Source organism: Nocardioides jiangsuensis (assembly GCF_019679455.1).
In the GTDB taxonomy this organism is placed as follows: Bacteria; Actinomycetota; Actinomycetes; order Propionibacteriales; family Nocardioidaceae; genus Nocardioides_C; species Nocardioides_C jiangsuensis.
In genome coordinates, this window is record NZ_JAIEZQ010000003.1 from 348,772 (window position 1) to 362,622 (window position 13,851).

Sequence of the window (13,851 nt, forward strand, 5' to 3'; positions counted from 1 at the left end):
GTTCAACTATCGTTGTGAACAGGGAACACACTCGTAGAGGAAGGTGCCCGCCATGCCAGCCGTGACCGTCGACGACCTGACCGTCCTGCCCCGGATCAAGAGCCCCGGGCTCGGGGACACGGTGCGCCCGGTCGCCCAGGTGACCGAGGCACCGCGAGGCTTCGAGGGGGAGGGGTTCCCGGTCCGCCGCGCGTTCGCCGGCGTCGACCTCAGCCTGCTCGACCCGTTCATCCACATGGACCAGATGGGCGAGGTGGAGTACGCGCCCGGTGAGCCCAAGGGCACCCCGTGGCACCCGCACCGCGGCTTCGAGACCGTGACCTACATGCTCGACGGGCTGCTCGACCACCAGGACTCCCACGGTGGCGGCGGCAGCATCACCGACGGCGACACCCAGTGGATGACCGCCGGCTCGGGGCTGCTGCACATCGAGGCGCCGCCGGAGTGGCTGGTGCAGAAGGGCGGCCTCTTCCACGGCGTGCAGCTGTGGGTGAACCTGCCGCGCGACCAGAAGATGTCCGCGCCCCGCTACCAGGACCTGCGCGCCGGCCAGGTCGCGCTGACCACGAGCGCCGACGCCGGCGCCCTGGTCCGGATCATCGCCGGCGAGGTCGACGGGCAGAAGGGCCCCGGCTCCACGCACACCCCGATGGCCATGGTGCACGCCACGGTCGCCCCCTCCGCCGGCCTCGACCTGCCGTGGGACCCCGGGTTCAACGCCCTCGTCTACGTGCTCTCCGGCCACGGCACGGTCGGCCTCGAGAAGCGCCCGGTCCGGGCCGGGAACCTCGCCGTCCTCGGCCGCGGCGACTTCGTGACGCTGGCCGCGGACAAGGCGCAGGAGAGCCGTACGGCGGCCCTCGAGGTGCTCGTCATCGGCGGCCGTCCGATCCGCGAGCCGCTCGCCTGGGCGGGCCCGTTCGTGATGAACACGAAATCTGAGGTCATGCAGGCATACGAGGACTTCCAGCGGGGAAGGATGGGGCAGATCCCGGCCGTCCACGGTGCACCGACCCAGGTCGTGAGCAAGGACTGACCTGTGGATCGCCGCGAGACCGCCGTTGCCCCCCGTCGACGGCGGTCTCGCCCGTCCTGCCCTTTTCCTGCACGAACGTGCAGCCGCAGAAACCTGCAGAAAGCAGTTCTCTCCTCGCTATTGGAACTTCCCAGTTCCACACATACCTTGACCGGGTTCACAACACGCCCGGATCGGACGTGTCCAAGCGAGGGGAACCCACTCCATGCACTATCGCTCACTCATAGCGATGTCAGCCGCAGCGGCGCTGGCCGCGGGCACGACGCTGGTCACCGCCGGCGCGTCGTCCGCCGTCGACACCCCGCGGGCGGCTCAGGCCGCGAAGGAACAGCCGTCGGGCTCGTTCGCCTTCAGCGGCGCGGCGGCCGCGAAGTTCAGGCTGCCCAACGACGTACGCGAGCTCCGCAGCACCACCTTCCCGGACGGTCGCACCCAGACCCGCTACCAGCAGATGGTCGGCAAGGCGGCGGTGTTCGGCGGCCAGATCACGGTCATCGAGGACACGGCCGGTGAGGCGGAGTCGGTCATCGGCGCCTACTTCCCGGGCCTCTCCCCGAGGAACACGGTCCGGCTCACCAAGGCCGAGGCCAGGGAGAAGTTCGTCAACCGCGCCGGCGGCGGCGGGCAGATCGACAACGACCTGCGCCTGGACCCGAAGACCGGCCGCCTGTTCTACGAGGTCGAGAGCATCCGCGACGACTCGCGCCCGGTGCGCTGGCTCGACGCGACCTCCGGCTCGACGCTCAAGGCGTACGACGCGCTCGCCCACGGCGAGGGCATCGGCGTGAAGGGTGACAAGAAGCAGCTCGACACCACCAGGAGCGCCACCTCGGGCCTGTACCGGCTGGTCTCCGGCGACAACCGGCAGCTGACCGCCGACGTGCAGAACGAGAAGCTCCAGCCGGTCGTCATGACCGACGCCGACGACATCTGGGACCTCCCGGGCAACACCAGCCCCGGCCAGGCCGCCGGCGTCGACGCGCACTACTACGCGAACGTGGTCGACGACTTCTACCGCGACTTCTTCGGCCGCAACAGCATCGACGACAACGGCATGCAGATCCGCTCGTTCGTCCACTACGGCACGAACTACTGCAACGCCTTCTGGAACGGCGCCTACATGACGTACGGCGACGGCAACGGCACCACCTGCAAGTCGCTCTCCGGTGGCCTCGACGTGGACGCCCACGAGCTGACCCACGGCGTCACGGACTACACCTCGAACCTGATCTACGAGAACGAGTCCGGCGCGCTCAACGAGGCGTTCAGCGACATGATGGGCAACACGGCGGAGTTCTACGCCCAGCGCAACCAGCTCGACCGCGCCGCCAAGGCCGACTGGCTGATCGGCGAGGACGTCATCAACACGCCGAACGACGCCACCCCGGGCTTCCGCAACATGGGTGACCCCAAGCAGGACGGCGACCCGAGCCACGTCTCGCAGAAGTACACCGGCGACGCCGACAACGGCGGCGTGCACACCAACAGCGGCATCGCCAACCACGCGTACTACCTCACGGTCAACGGCGGCTCGAACGCCAGCTGCACCGCGAACCAGTACCACGGCGTGCTGCTCGAGAGCCCGGACTGCGACGTCGTCGTCCCGGCGCTCGGCGTGAACCGTGCGGCGCAGGTCTACTACGAGGGCTTCAGCGGCCTCACCGAGTACGCCAACTTCTGCGACGCCCGCAACGCCACCGTGGCCACGGCCGGTGCGAAGTACTCCGTCGCCATCGGCAAGGCGTGGGACGCCGTCGGTGTCCACACCGGCTGCACCGAGGGCACCCCGCCCCCGCCGCCGTGCGTGGGCTCGGACAACGCGACCCTGCCGATCGAGTCGCCCCACCCGTACGGCCACAACGGTGACTGCACCTGGATCTACGACAACGGCGCGCCCGGCTTCTCCTTCCACTTCACGCTGCTCGACATGGAGGAGGACTACGACTACGTCTACGTCAAGGACGCCACCGGCGCCACGCTGGCGAGGTACACCGGCACTGCCACCGAGGAGTTCGACTCGCCGTGCATCAGCACGTCGACCGGCGCGGTCCAGATGACGAGCGACCCGGCCGTCAAGGGCCAGGGGTTCATCATCGACTCGGTGACGCCCTGCTGACCTGAGCGGCAACCGCTGACCTGACCGTTGGCCCGTCCAGCGGACGGAGGCCCCGGACCCGACACATCGTCGACCCGGGGCCTTCGTGCGTCGTGGGGCGGTGGGGGAGCGGAGACGCGAGAAGGGCCCTCGCCGTACGACGGGGGCCCTTCTCATCCTCGGGGTGAACGACGGGACTTGAACCCGCGACTTCCTGGACCACAACCAGGTGCTCTACCAACTGAGCTACGCCCACCATGCCCGTGACCGTGAACAGTCACGTCGGCCCCTCTCGGCATGCGCCGTGAGAAGCCGAAGCAGAGAAGAGTGTACCTGTTTCCGAGGGGTGCTCCCACCCGGGGGCCGGGCGGTGTCGCGGGGAGGTTCTAGGCGGTGGCCGGACCCGCGTCGGGCGTCGTGCCCGGCTCGGTCGCGGCCTCGCTCGGAGCCGCCTCCTCGGCCTTCCCGTTCGCGCCGGTGAGCGCGCCGCCGTGCTCGGTGGCCAAGGCGCGGGCCGCCTGCGAGTCGGGGCCCGGGGCGGGGACGAACACGGCCGCGCGGTAGTAGCGCAGCTCCTCGATGCTCTCCTGGATGTCGGCGAGCGCGCGGTGGTTGCCGGTCTTCGCGGGCGCGTTGAAGTAGGTCCGGGGGTACCAGCGGCGGGCGAGCTCCTTGATCGAGGAGACGTCGACGATCCGGTAGTGCAGGAAGCCCTCCAGGGTCCGCATGTCCCGCGCCAGGAACGCCCGGTCGGTGGCCACCGTGTTGCCGGCCAGCGGCGGCCGGCTGCCGTCGGCGCAGTGCTTCTTGATGTAGGCGAGCACCTGCTCCTCGGCCTCCTGCATGGTCACCCCGTTGTCGAGCTCCTCGAGCAGCCCGGACACGGTGTGCATGTTGCGCACGAAGTCGTCCATCTGGTCGAGCGCCTCCTGCGGAGGCTTGATGACGACATCGACCCCGTCGCCGATCACGTTCAGCTCGAAGTCGGTGACGAGGGCCGCGACCTCGATCAGCGCGTCGGCGCCGAGGTCGAGCCCGGTCATCTCACAGTCGATCCACACAAGACGGTCGTTCACGCCTAGCACCCTACTCACCGTGACCAACGGCGCCCACGGCGGCAGCGACCTAGAGTGGTCGCCGTAGAGCACCCGTGGACGAGGACGGACTGCGTGACGACTGTCGAGACTGCGCCCGAGACCCGTCGTGCCTGGCTGCCCTGGGTCGGGGTGTTCGCCCGCCTCCTGGTGGGTGGCGTGTGGATCGCCGCCGGGCTGCTCAAGATCCCCGACCCTGCCGAGAACGTCCGGGCGGTGCGCGCGTACCGGCTGCTCCCGGAGGCCGTCGTCCCCACCCTCGGCCACTCGCTGCCGTTCGTGGAGCTGCTGCTCGGGCTGTGCCTGGTCATCGGGCTGCTGGTCCGCGTGAACGCCGTCCTCTCCTGCCTGCTGCTGGTCGCCTTCGTCGTCGGGATCGCCTCCGCGTGGGCACGCGGCCTCCAGATCGAGTGCGGCTGCTTCGGCGGAGGTGGCGGGTCGGCCGCGAACGCGGCGGAGAAGTACCCCTGGGAGATCGCACGGGACTTTGGTCTCCTCTTGTCCTCGGCATGGCTGGTTTGGCGGCCGCGCAGCCCCTGGGCGCTGGACAATCGAGTACTACCTGAATGAACCCGATTTCTTGCGAGCGCACCGATGACCAAGAAGCAGTCCCGAGCCACCAAGCAGGCCCATGCGCAGCGCGCCGCGGAGCGTGCGGCGGCGATCCGCGCGGAGAGCGAGCGCAAGGAGCGGCGGCGCCGGACCATCGTGGTCACCGCGGTCGTGATCGGCGTGCTCACCCTGGTCGTCGCGATCGCCACGATCGTGCAGTCCGGCCGCGACACCACGGGGGAGTCGGCCACCCCGCCCGCGGGCGTGGTCGACACCTACGGCCTGCCGCGCGGTTCCGACGGCGCACCGGTCACGGTGGAGATCTACGAGGACTTCATGTGCCCCTTCTGCGGTGACCTCGAGGCAGCGGCCACGGACATGCTCGTGGGGTACGTCGACGCCGGGGACGTGCAGGTGCAGTACAAGATGCTGTCCTTCCTCGACAGGGCCTCCGACGGCTCCGACTACTCCACGCGGGCGATGAACGCGGTCGGAGTGGTGCTCGACACCGCGGGGCCCGAGGCAGCGGTGCGGCTGCACGACCTGCTCTACGAGAACCAGCCGGCCGAGGGCACTCCCGGCCTCGACGACGACCAGCTCGTCGCACTGGCGGTCGAGGCGGGCGCCGACGAGGAACAGGTGCGCGGCCCGATCGAGGACCGGGCGTTCGAGGTTTGGGTGAAGAACGCCACCGACCAGGCGAACCAGGACGGGGCGACCTCGACGCCGTACGTCGTGGTGAACGACGAGCCGCTCGATCAGGTGCCGACCGAGCAGCTGGTGGCCGACCTGGAGGCGGCGATCGAGGCCGCGAAGGCCGAGTAACTAGACAGGTTTGCTCGACAATCCTCTAGAGTCTCCGGCATGACCTCCCCGCAGTCCGGGCCCACCCGCGACCTCGTGCCGTTCCGCGACGCGGTGCGGACCTGGGGCGCGATCTCGCTGCAGACCTTCGGCGGTCCGGCGGGCCAGATCGCGGTCATGCAGCACACGCTGGTGGACCAGAAGCGGTGGATCGGCCAGCAACGGTTCCTGCACGCGCTCAACTTCTGCATGCTGCTGCCCGGGCCGGAGGCGCAGCAGCTCGCGATCTACACCGGCTGGCTGCTCAACGGCATCCGCGGCGGGCTGGTCGCGGGGATCCTCTTCGTGCTGCCCGGCGCCGCCGCGCTGCTCGCGCTCGCCGCGGTCTACGTGGCGTACGGCGACACGTTCCTCGTCTCGGCGATCTTCGCCGGGCTCAGCCCTGCCGTGGTGGCGATCGTGGTGCAGGCGGTGGTCCGGATCGGTCGCCGCGCCCTGCGGCACGGGATCCTGGTCGGCTTCGCGGTGGCGGCGTTCGTGATGCTGGCCGTGCTCGGCGTCCCGTTCCCCGTCGTCGTGCTCGGCGCCGGACTGCTCGGAGGGGCGCTGCACCTCCGGGTCCCGCACGCCTTCGACCCGCCGCAGGCCGGCGCTGAGACGGACACCGGTCCGCGTCCGGTGATCGCGGACGACACGCTGCACGAGGTGGTCCCGTCGTGGCGTCGGGCCCTGGTGGTCCTGGCGGTCGGGCTCACCCTCTGGGTCGTCCCGGTGGCGCTCGCCTGGGGACTCACCGGTCGCCACGGGGTTCTCACCGAGCAGGGGTTGTTCTTCTCCGGGACCGCGCTCGTCACGTTCGGTGGCGCCTACGCGGTGCTCGCCTACGTCGCGCAGCGCGCCGTCGAGGACTTCGCCTGGGTCACGCCGGGGGAGATGGTGCAGGGGCTCGCGCTGGCCGAGACCACTCCCGGGCCGCTGATCATGGTGGTGCAGTTCGTCGCGTTCCTCGGCGCCTACGGCCAGCCCGGCGGCCTCGACCCGTGGACGGCCGCCGTACTCGGGGCGCTGCTCACCACCTGGGTCACGTTCGTGCCCTGCTTCGTGCTGATCTTCCTCGGAGCGCCGTACGTCGAGCGGCTGCGGCGGAACCGGTCGCTGTCCGCGGCGCTGACCGGGATCACCGCCGCGGTGGTCGGCGTGATCGCGAACCTGGCGCTCTACTTCGCGCTGCACACGTTCTTCGCGTCGAGCCGCGACGTGTCCTGGGGCGTGGTCGACCTCGAGGTGCCGGTCTGGTCGACGTTCCAGCCCGGCGCGGTCGCGATCGCCGTGGTCGCGGCGGTGCTGCTGTTCCGGCTGGCCTGGTCCGTGCCGCGGGTGCTGGTCGCCGGCGCGGTGCTCGGCGTCGCGCTCTCGCTCGCGGGGGTTGCCTGACCGGCTCGCGCGGTGGCCGTCCGGGTGGGCGGAGACACGGAAGCGCCCCCGGCAGGATTCGAACCTGCGACCAACAGATTAGAAGTCTGGCGCTCTATCCAGCTGAGCTACGGGGGCGGGGGATCGGAACTTACATCGGACTCAAGATCGGGACTACATCCCTGGTGCGTCTAGTTCGTTGCTCGCACGATCCGGTGGCAAGTATGCCTGATCTGCCCGAAGTCCGCTGTCCGGCCGGGGTCCCGGTGCGCACACCGGAAGCGCGGTCCGAGCTCGCTGGTGTCGAGCATGGCCCTGAAGCGACGTCTGTCGGCGGCGGCGTTGGTCATGACTGGCGGCCAGCTGTCCTTTTCGAGCGGGCGACTTCGGTCGCCTGCCACGACAGACTGGTGAGCATGGTCGAGACCCTTACCGGGAGTGCGAGCAGCAATGGGCTCGCCGACGCGGCGCAGCTACTGCACGACTTCAACGTGGAGTACCACGAGCCGGCGCCTCCGCCCGACGAGCTGGCGTCCCGATTGGCGGAGCTGATCGTGGGCGACCACGTCACGGTCCTGCTCACCCGCGCGCATGAGACCGGCGCACCGACCGGGGTCGCGGTCATGCGGGTGCAACCGTCGGTGTGGAGCCGGGCCCAGGAGGCCTACCTGGCCGAGCTGTACGTCGTACCGAGCCGGCGGGGCCAGGGGTACGGTCGGGAGCTGATCACCGCGACCCTGCGGGTCGCACGCGAGCGGGGTGCCGACTACGCATTCCTGGTCACGAGCGAGGACGACCGGCCTGCCCAACGCCTGTACGAGGCGGCCGGGTTTCGCCGAACCGAAGGCGAAGGCGGTCCGCTCATGCTGGCGTACGAGCGCGAGCTGTAAGTCACCTGCCCAAGGACGTGGCGACGGTGCTCGACCGAGACGCCTCGACGACGTACTAGTGTCCAGGCATGAGCGAGGATCAACGGGTCAGCAGGAACGCTCAGGAGCCGGAGAAGACCGGGCCGGCGGGGGCAGAGCGCTGGGCCGCCTATCTCGACTGGCTACGCGAAGATCTGATCGAAGGCATCCTGTCGTTGCCTCCGCAGGAGCAGCGAAGATCACGCCTACCCAGCGACTGGTCTCCTATCGAGCTGTTGAGCCACCTGGTGCACATGGAACAGCGCTGGTTCATCTGGGGCTTCCTCGGCGAACCGGTCGCCGAGCCGTGGGGGGACTGGAACGTTGCCGAACCCTGGAGAGCAAGCGGCGCCGACGATGGTCCGGACGCACGATGGGCCGTCGGCGATCACGTCACTGCCGAGCAGCTGGCCGCGCAGCTGCGCGCAGTGGGTGAGCGCACGCGGTCAGTCCTTCGTGACCACCCACTCGAGGCCCGCGCTCTGACGGGGGGACGCTTCACTGAAGATCCGCCCACGCTGGAGTGGATCTGTTTCCACGTCTTGGCTGAGTACGCCCGGCACGCCGGCCAGTTCGACATCGTCGCGGAGCTCTCAAGCGCGTAGCCGAACGATCGACTGGACTCACCCCAGTCGTCCGATGTGCGGACGCCTGCGCCGGACCGTCGCCGGCCATCGCCATCGCCAGCCCTGCCAGGACTGCCGCTGCCGAGCCACTCGCGACCGCCGTGTCGAAGCGGTCGCGCTCGCGGTGGTCGAAGGTCAGCCACGGCGATGTCGGGTGACCTGTTCGCGCACCGCGGGCGCCACTTCTGCCGCGAAGCGCTGCAGCTGGGGGACGGGATCCTCGGAAGGGCCGAACATGAATGTGTCCATTCCATGCTCGACCGCGAGCTCGGTGAGCTCGGCTACCCACTGTGCAATCCCGCCTTGGAGGAAGCCGCCCGTTCCATCGATCGCGCCCCACACGTTGTAGATCCGCGCGATCACGGCGGGGTCGCGGCCGGCAGCGACCGCGGCCTCATCGATGCGCGCCTGCATGTCGGGAAGCCTGTCGGGCGTGGCCCATCCGCTCGAGGGCACCCAACCGTCGGCGGTTCGGCCGACCAGGGCGAGCGTTCGGCGGCCGCCGACTCCGAGCCAGATGCCGATCGGGTGCACCGGCGATGGCCCTGGCTTGACTCCGTCTAGCCGGTAGTAACGGCCGTCGAAGCGGACCGAGCGCTGGTCCGACCACATCAGGCGGATGACCTCGATGGCCTCGACGAGAGCGTCGACCGCCTCGCCCGGCGACCGCCGTGGTCCGCCCATGGCCTCGACCGCCTCCCAGAACGATCCCGTGCCGAGCCCGAGCTCGAATCGCCCGTCCGACAACACGTCCAGGCTGGCGGCCGACTTGGCCAGAACGGCGGGCGGACGAAGCGGCAGGTTCGCCACATCTGGGAAGACGGAGACGCGCTCGGTCTTCGCGAGCACGGTCGCCATCAGCATCCACGTGTCGAGGAAGCGCCGCTGATAGGGGTGGTCCTGGATGCCGACGTACTCCAGGTCCTCCTCGTCCGCGACTCGGGCCAGCGCAAGAACCTCATCCAGCTTCCCCGCTTCGGGCGTGGGAAAGACGCCGAATCGAAGTGGTCGCCCGTAGTCCGGCATCAGCCCTCCCGGAGTGCAAGGTTGCCTCCCGCGCCGCGAAGACGAAGGATCCCTCGCAGAGCACGCTACGGGGCTCTCGGACCTCCGGCCAGATCGCACGAGACGGCGGGTCGTGAGCGCCCGTCATGGCGCCTGTAGGGCCTCACCGCGTCGTCGTCCGCCGGCTGAGCCCACTCGGTGTCCATCACGAGCGCGATCGCTTCAGGCTGGTCACGCCAGGAACTTGTCGGCCTCAGCCAGAGCTTCGCCCACGATGGCTAGCCCGGTGGCGGCCTCACTGTCCTTCACGTTGAGCGGTGGGGCGACATGGATGCGGTTGCCCAGGACGAGCGGGACCAGACCGTGGCCGAGACACGCCTTGGTGAACGCAGCCATCGGTGCATTCGCCTCGCCAGTGGCACCTACCGGGACCAGCGGCTCCTTGGTCTGGCGGTCACGCACCAGCTCGACGGTCCACAGTGCACCGATGCCACGGACATCCCCGATGCAGGGGTGGTTCTCGGCAAGCTTCGTGAGTCCGGGTCCGAGGATGTCCGTGCCGAGCTGAGCGGCTGCCGCCACCGTGCCCTCGGAGTGCATGGCGCGGATGGCGCCGACGGCGGCCGCGCAGGCGAGCGGGTGTCCGCTGTAGGTCATCCCCGCCGGGTAGGGGCGGCGGGTGAACGTCTCGTAGATCGCGTCGCCGACCAGCACCCCGCCTAGTGGCACGTACCCGGAGTTGACGCCCTTCGCGAACACGAGGAGGTCGGGGGCGACCCCGTCGTGGTCGACGCCGAACCACGCTCCGGTGCGGCCGAAACCGACGAGCACCTCGTCGGCGATGAGGACGATGCCATGGCGGGTGCACAGGTCCCGGACCCCTTGCAGATAACCGGCGGGCGGCACGATGACCCCCGAGCTGCCGATCACCGGTTCCAGGACCAGCGCGGAGACGGTCGACGGACCTTCGAGAAGAATCACCTGCTCCAGATGCGCCAACGCACGCCCGCACTCTTCCTCGGGCGTGCTCGACCCGAACGCCGAGCGGTACAGGAAGGGGCCGAAGAAGTGGACGACACCTGCAGCCCCGGTGTCCGAAGCCCAGCGGCGCGGGTCACCGGTGAGGTGGATCGAGGTCGTCGTGGAGCCGTGGTAAGAGCGGTAGGCGGCGAGCACCTTGGGCCGCCCGTTGTGCAGGCGCGCCATCCGTACCGCGTGCTCGATCGCCTCCGTACCTCCAGTGGTGAACAGCACGTGCCCGAGGCCCGCTGGGGCGACCTCGACGATCAGCTGTGCCGCTTCGCCGCGGACGTCCGAGGCATAACCGGGGGCAAGGGTGCACAGCCGGTCGGCTTGCTCCTTGACTGCCGCCACGATGCCTGGATGCTGGTGGCCGAGGTTGGTGAAGACCAGCTGTGAGCAGAAGTCCAGGTAGCGTCGACCGTCGGCGTCCATGACGTAGCTACCCGAGCCGCCGACGAAGGTCGGCACGCTGCGCGGCCCTTGCACCGACCAGGGGTGGAAGACCAGCTCGTCGAGATCCATCGCGCACCTCGCTCACCTGATCGGACAGTCAACCCCCACTGTCCGGCTCGCACGGGTGCATCACAAGATCAAACCTGAACCCGCTGCTGCCTCACGCTCACCTCGTGTCGAAGATGCTGCTGTAAGCGCTGAGGGCAGGCTGGCCGCCGAGGTGGGCGTACAGCACGGTGGAATCTGTGCCGACCTCACCGGACGTGACCAGGTCGATGAGGCCGGCCATGGACTTTCCCTCGTAGACCGGGTCGATGATCATGGCTTCGAGACGGCCGGACAGCCGGATGGCTTCGACCGTCGACTCGACGGGAATGCCGTAGCGGTCGCCGGCCCAGCCCTCGAGCACGACCATCTCCTCGGCGCGCAGCTCGCGGCCGAGTCCGATCAGTTCGGCGGTGTGGCGGGCGATGCGACCGACCTGGTCCCGGGTCTTCTCGATGGTGGCGGAGGCGTCGATCCCAAGCAGTCGTCGTGGTCGTCCGCCGGCCTCCTCCAGCGCGGCGAATCCGGCGATCATCCCGGCGTGCGTGGACCCGGTGACCGTGCACACGACGATGGTGTCGAAGAAGACGCCGAGCTGCTTCTCCTGCTCGGCCACCTCGTAGGCCCAGTTGACGAAGCCGAGTCCGCCGAGCCTGTGCTCGGAGGCGCCGGCGGGGATGGGATAGGGCTTGCCGCCGTGTGCTGTGACGTCGTCGAGGGCTTCCTGCCACGACTTGCGGATGCCGATGTCGAACCCGGCCGGGTCGAGCCTCACGTCGGCGCCCATGATCCGCGACAGCAAGATGTTTCCGACCTTGTCGTAGCCAGGGTCATCCCAGTCGACCCAGCGCTCCTGCACGAGCCTGACCTTGAGCCCGAGCTTGGCGCCGACCGCGGCGACCTGACGGGTGTGGTTGGACTGGTAGCCGCCGATCGAGACGAGAGTGTCGGCACCGGAGGCGAGCACGTCGGGGACGATGTACTCGAGCTTGCGTATCTTGTTGCCGCCGAAGGCGAGCCCGGAGCTGCAGTCCTCGCGCTTGGCCCAGATCTGGGCTCCGCCCAGGTGCCGGGTAAGTCGGTCGAGCTGGTGGACGGGGCTGGGCCCGAAGGTGAGCGGGTAGCGGTGGAAGTCCGTGATCGGCATGGTTCTCCTCCTCCTGCGCAGGCCGCGGGGCCAGCACACCAGCATCGACCATTCTCGTGGGTGACCCGGTGCCGGTCTACAGCGTCCGATGGTCGGCATCCAGCGGGCCCACGTCTTGCTGTTCGTCAGCCACCTCGGCATCGACGCCCCACACGCCTCCGAAGCCGGGCATGGACTCGCGCGCGTCGCGCGCGTGGCGAGTTCGTGGAGGGTCAGGCGCTCTCAGCCACATGAGCGCGGCATCGCCTCGCTGGAAGCCCACGGTGAGTATCGCTGGCATTCCCGGGCATCCCCCGCCGCGGAGCATGCTCACGGCAGTCACTGCCCTGCAGGGATGACGCATGGGTGTAGGTAACGCGGTCCTGTTTCGCGCCCACGACTTCGACGCTCCGCCGCCGATTGCGCTCGAAGCCATGCAGCAGAGCGACGCGGGTACGTCGTGACTCCACGGGGAGCGCCGCGACGAAGATGGGCTGAAGGCACTGTCCGGAGCGGGACCTAGTCCTCTCGGAGCCGCCCTCGCGACCGCACTAACGTGCACCCGAGGAGGACGTGCAGACGACTGTGCCCGGCGAGGAGACCAGCATGGCTGCAGGCCGGTGGTCGCAGCAGTACGGACAGGCGGTGGGCTTCGCCACCCTGGCGGCCATCGTCGTCCTCGACGTCATCCTCGACACCGTGGTGATCAGTGCTTCGTACGCCGTGGCTGCCGTGGTTGCCGGGGCGATGACGACGGTGCGTCGTACCGCGGTGGTCGCGGTGGTGGCGGTTTCCCTCACGGTCCTGTCCGGGGCCTGGAACCAGAACTTCGGCACCCTGGACTGGGTGATCCGGCTGTCGCTGAGCGCCGGCCTGGGCGTGGTCGCCGTGCTCTCGGCGAGGGTCCGGGTCCACCGCGAACAGGACCTGCGACACATGACCGTCATCGCGGAGACCGCCCAGCGTGCGGTGCTCCGGGTCATGCCCAGCGCGGTCGGCTCGGTGGGGTTCGCGGCGCGCTACGTCTCGGCGACCCGGGAGGCGCTCGTCGGCGGCGACCTGTACGAGGTGGCGGCCAGCCCGTACGGCGTCCGGGTCATCGTGGGCGACGTGCGCGGCAAGGGACTGGACGCCGTGGGCATGGCCGGGACCGTCCTCGGAGCGTTCCGCAGGGCGGCCTTCATCCAGCCCTCCCTGACCACCATCGCCACCGAGCTGGATGCGGTGGTGACGGCCGTCGCCGGAGACGAGGACTTCGTCACCGTCCTGCTCGCGGAGTTCCACGACGACCACACCGTGACCCTGGTGAACTGTGGGCACCACCCGCCGTTGCTGGTCACCGGGGCCGACTCCGCCGACGCGCTGTCGACCGGCGAGCCGGCCCCGCCGCTCGGGCTCGGACCGACTCCGAGGCCGGTCACGACCGCGTGGCCAGGAGGCTCCCGCATGCTGATCTACACCGACGGTCTGATCGAGGCCCGAGACCGTCGAGGAGCTTTCTTCCCGCTCGCCGACTATGCCCTGGCCCTGCGTGAAGGCAGCCTGGACGAAGCCCTGGAACGACTGCTCAAACGCCTGGACGACTTCGCCGAGCACCAGATGAGCGACGACCTGGCCCTCGTCCTGGTCGAGCACCGGACAGACTGAGGCGCGTATGAACCGGGATCCGGT

Annotated in this window: 12 protein-coding genes and 2 tRNA genes; 8 read left to right on the forward strand and 6 right to left on the reverse strand. The window is 69.4% G+C overall.

The window, feature by feature from the left end; translation table 11 throughout:
• The first annotated feature begins 52 nt into the window (after window positions 1-52).
• Both K1X13_RS17600 and K1X13_RS17605 read left to right on the forward strand, forming a co-directional pair.
• Window positions 53-1,036 carry a pirin family protein gene (locus K1X13_RS17600; protein WP_221026446.1) on the forward strand — a complete coding sequence of 328 codons (984 nt, stop codon included), beginning with the start codon at window positions 53-55 and terminating at the stop codon, window positions 1,034-1,036.
• A gap of 229 nt (window positions 1,037-1,265) precedes the next feature.
• Complete coding sequence (locus K1X13_RS17605) at window positions 1,266-3,152, forward strand: M4 family metallopeptidase (RefSeq protein ID WP_221026447.1); 1,887 nt, start codon at window positions 1,266-1,268, stop codon at window positions 3,150-3,152.
• A 162-nt stretch (window positions 3,153-3,314) separates the two neighbouring features.
• Here K1X13_RS17605 and K1X13_RS17610 read toward each other — a convergent pair.
• Both K1X13_RS17610 and orn read right to left on the reverse strand, forming a co-directional pair.
• A tRNA-His gene (locus tag K1X13_RS17610) sits at window positions 3,315-3,387 on the reverse strand.
• Between the two features lie 130 nt (window positions 3,388-3,517).
• The gene (gene orn, locus K1X13_RS17615; protein WP_221026448.1) at window positions 3,518-4,207 is read right to left on the reverse strand and encodes an oligoribonuclease; all 690 of its coding nucleotides are present in this window, start codon (window positions 4,205-4,207) and stop codon (window positions 3,518-3,520) included.
• 93 nt (window positions 4,208-4,300) lie between these two features.
• On the opposite strand from orn, the gene K1X13_RS17620 reads away from it, so the two are divergent.
• The 3 genes from K1X13_RS17620 to chrA are packed head-to-tail and all read left to right on the forward strand — an operon-like array spanning window position 4,301 to window position 7,015.
• Window positions 4,301-4,795: a MauE/DoxX family redox-associated membrane protein gene (locus K1X13_RS17620; protein WP_308249621.1), complete on the forward strand. Its 495-nt coding sequence runs from the start codon at window positions 4,301-4,303 to the stop codon at window positions 4,793-4,795.
• A gap of 24 nt (window positions 4,796-4,819) precedes the next feature.
• Window positions 4,820-5,602 carry a DsbA family protein gene (locus tag K1X13_RS17625; protein ID WP_221026449.1) on the forward strand — a complete coding sequence of 261 codons (783 nt, stop codon included), beginning with the start codon at window positions 4,820-4,822 and terminating at the stop codon, window positions 5,600-5,602.
• A 39-nt stretch (window positions 5,603-5,641) separates the two neighbouring features.
• Window positions 5,642-7,015, forward strand: coding sequence for a chromate efflux transporter (chrA, locus tag K1X13_RS17630; RefSeq protein WP_221026450.1), 1,374 nt, complete (start codon window positions 5,642-5,644; stop codon window positions 7,013-7,015).
• A gap of 43 nt (window positions 7,016-7,058) precedes the next feature.
• Here the strand turns inward: chrA and K1X13_RS17635 are convergent.
• A tRNA-Arg gene (locus tag K1X13_RS17635) sits at window positions 7,059-7,132 on the reverse strand.
• Window positions 7,133-7,410: 278 nt separating this feature from the next.
• On the opposite strand from K1X13_RS17635, the gene K1X13_RS17640 reads away from it, so the two are divergent.
• Both K1X13_RS17640 and K1X13_RS17645 read left to right on the forward strand, forming a co-directional pair.
• Window positions 7,411-7,884, forward strand: a complete 474-nt coding sequence (locus K1X13_RS17640; RefSeq protein ID WP_221026451.1) for a GNAT family N-acetyltransferase — start codon at window positions 7,411-7,413, stop codon at window positions 7,882-7,884.
• Between the two features lie 68 nt (window positions 7,885-7,952).
• A complete protein-coding gene (locus K1X13_RS17645; protein ID WP_221026452.1) occupies window positions 7,953-8,507 on the forward strand; it encodes a mycothiol transferase in 555 nt (184 codons plus the stop codon).
• Window positions 8,508-8,663: 156 nt separating this feature from the next.
• Here the strand turns inward: K1X13_RS17645 and K1X13_RS17650 are convergent, their stop codons facing one another.
• The 3 genes from K1X13_RS17650 to K1X13_RS17660 all read right to left on the reverse strand — a co-directional run bounded on the left by K1X13_RS17650 (window position 8,664) and on the right by K1X13_RS17660 (window position 12,201).
• A complete protein-coding gene (locus tag K1X13_RS17650) occupies window positions 8,664-9,554 on the reverse strand; it encodes an LLM class flavin-dependent oxidoreductase (RefSeq protein ID WP_221026453.1) in 891 nt (296 codons plus the stop codon).
• A gap of 210 nt (window positions 9,555-9,764) precedes the next feature.
• Window positions 9,765-11,078, reverse strand: a complete 1,314-nt coding sequence (locus K1X13_RS17655; RefSeq protein ID WP_221026454.1) for an aspartate aminotransferase family protein — start codon at window positions 11,076-11,078, stop codon at window positions 9,765-9,767.
• A 97-nt stretch (window positions 11,079-11,175) separates the two neighbouring features.
• Entirely contained in the window at window positions 11,176-12,201 is a 1,026-nt protein-coding gene (locus tag K1X13_RS17660) for a 1-aminocyclopropane-1-carboxylate deaminase (RefSeq protein ID WP_221026455.1), read from the reverse strand.
• A gap of 585 nt (window positions 12,202-12,786) precedes the next feature.
• Between K1X13_RS17660 and K1X13_RS17665 the strand changes: the two genes are divergently transcribed.
• Window positions 12,787-13,827 (forward strand): PP2C family protein-serine/threonine phosphatase, encoded by a 1,041-nt coding sequence (locus tag K1X13_RS17665; protein WP_221026456.1) that lies wholly within the window; start codon window positions 12,787-12,789, stop codon window positions 13,825-13,827.
• Window positions 13,828-13,851: the final 24 nt, after the last annotated feature.

Coding starts and splice junctions, on each gene's coding strand:
- K1X13_RS17660 (WP_221026455.1), bottom strand. CDS start 12,201: ATGCCGATCACGGACTTCCACCGCTACCCGCTCACCTTCGGGCCCAGC.
- K1X13_RS17665 (WP_221026456.1), top strand. CDS start 12,787: ATGGCTGCAGGCCGGTGGTCGCAGCAGTACGGACAGGCGGTGGGCTTC.
- K1X13_RS17640 (WP_221026451.1), top strand. CDS start 7,411: ATGGTCGAGACCCTTACCGGGAGTGCGAGCAGCAATGGGCTCGCCGAC.
- K1X13_RS17600 (WP_221026446.1), top strand. CDS start 53: ATGCCAGCCGTGACCGTCGACGACCTGACCGTCCTGCCCCGGATCAAG.
- K1X13_RS17645 (WP_221026452.1), top strand. CDS start 7,953: ATGAGCGAGGATCAACGGGTCAGCAGGAACGCTCAGGAGCCGGAGAAG.
- K1X13_RS17605 (WP_221026447.1), top strand. CDS start 1,266: ATGTCAGCCGCAGCGGCGCTGGCCGCGGGCACGACGCTGGTCACCGCC.
- K1X13_RS17650 (WP_221026453.1), bottom strand. CDS start 9,554: ATGCCGGACTACGGGCGACCACTTCGATTCGGCGTCTTTCCCACGCCC.
- K1X13_RS17655 (WP_221026454.1), bottom strand. CDS start 11,078: ATGGATCTCGACGAGCTGGTCTTCCACCCCTGGTCGGTGCAAGGGCCG.
- K1X13_RS17625 (WP_221026449.1), top strand. CDS start 4,820: ATGACCAAGAAGCAGTCCCGAGCCACCAAGCAGGCCCATGCGCAGCGC.
- chrA (WP_221026450.1), top strand. CDS start 5,642: ATGACCTCCCCGCAGTCCGGGCCCACCCGCGACCTCGTGCCGTTCCGC.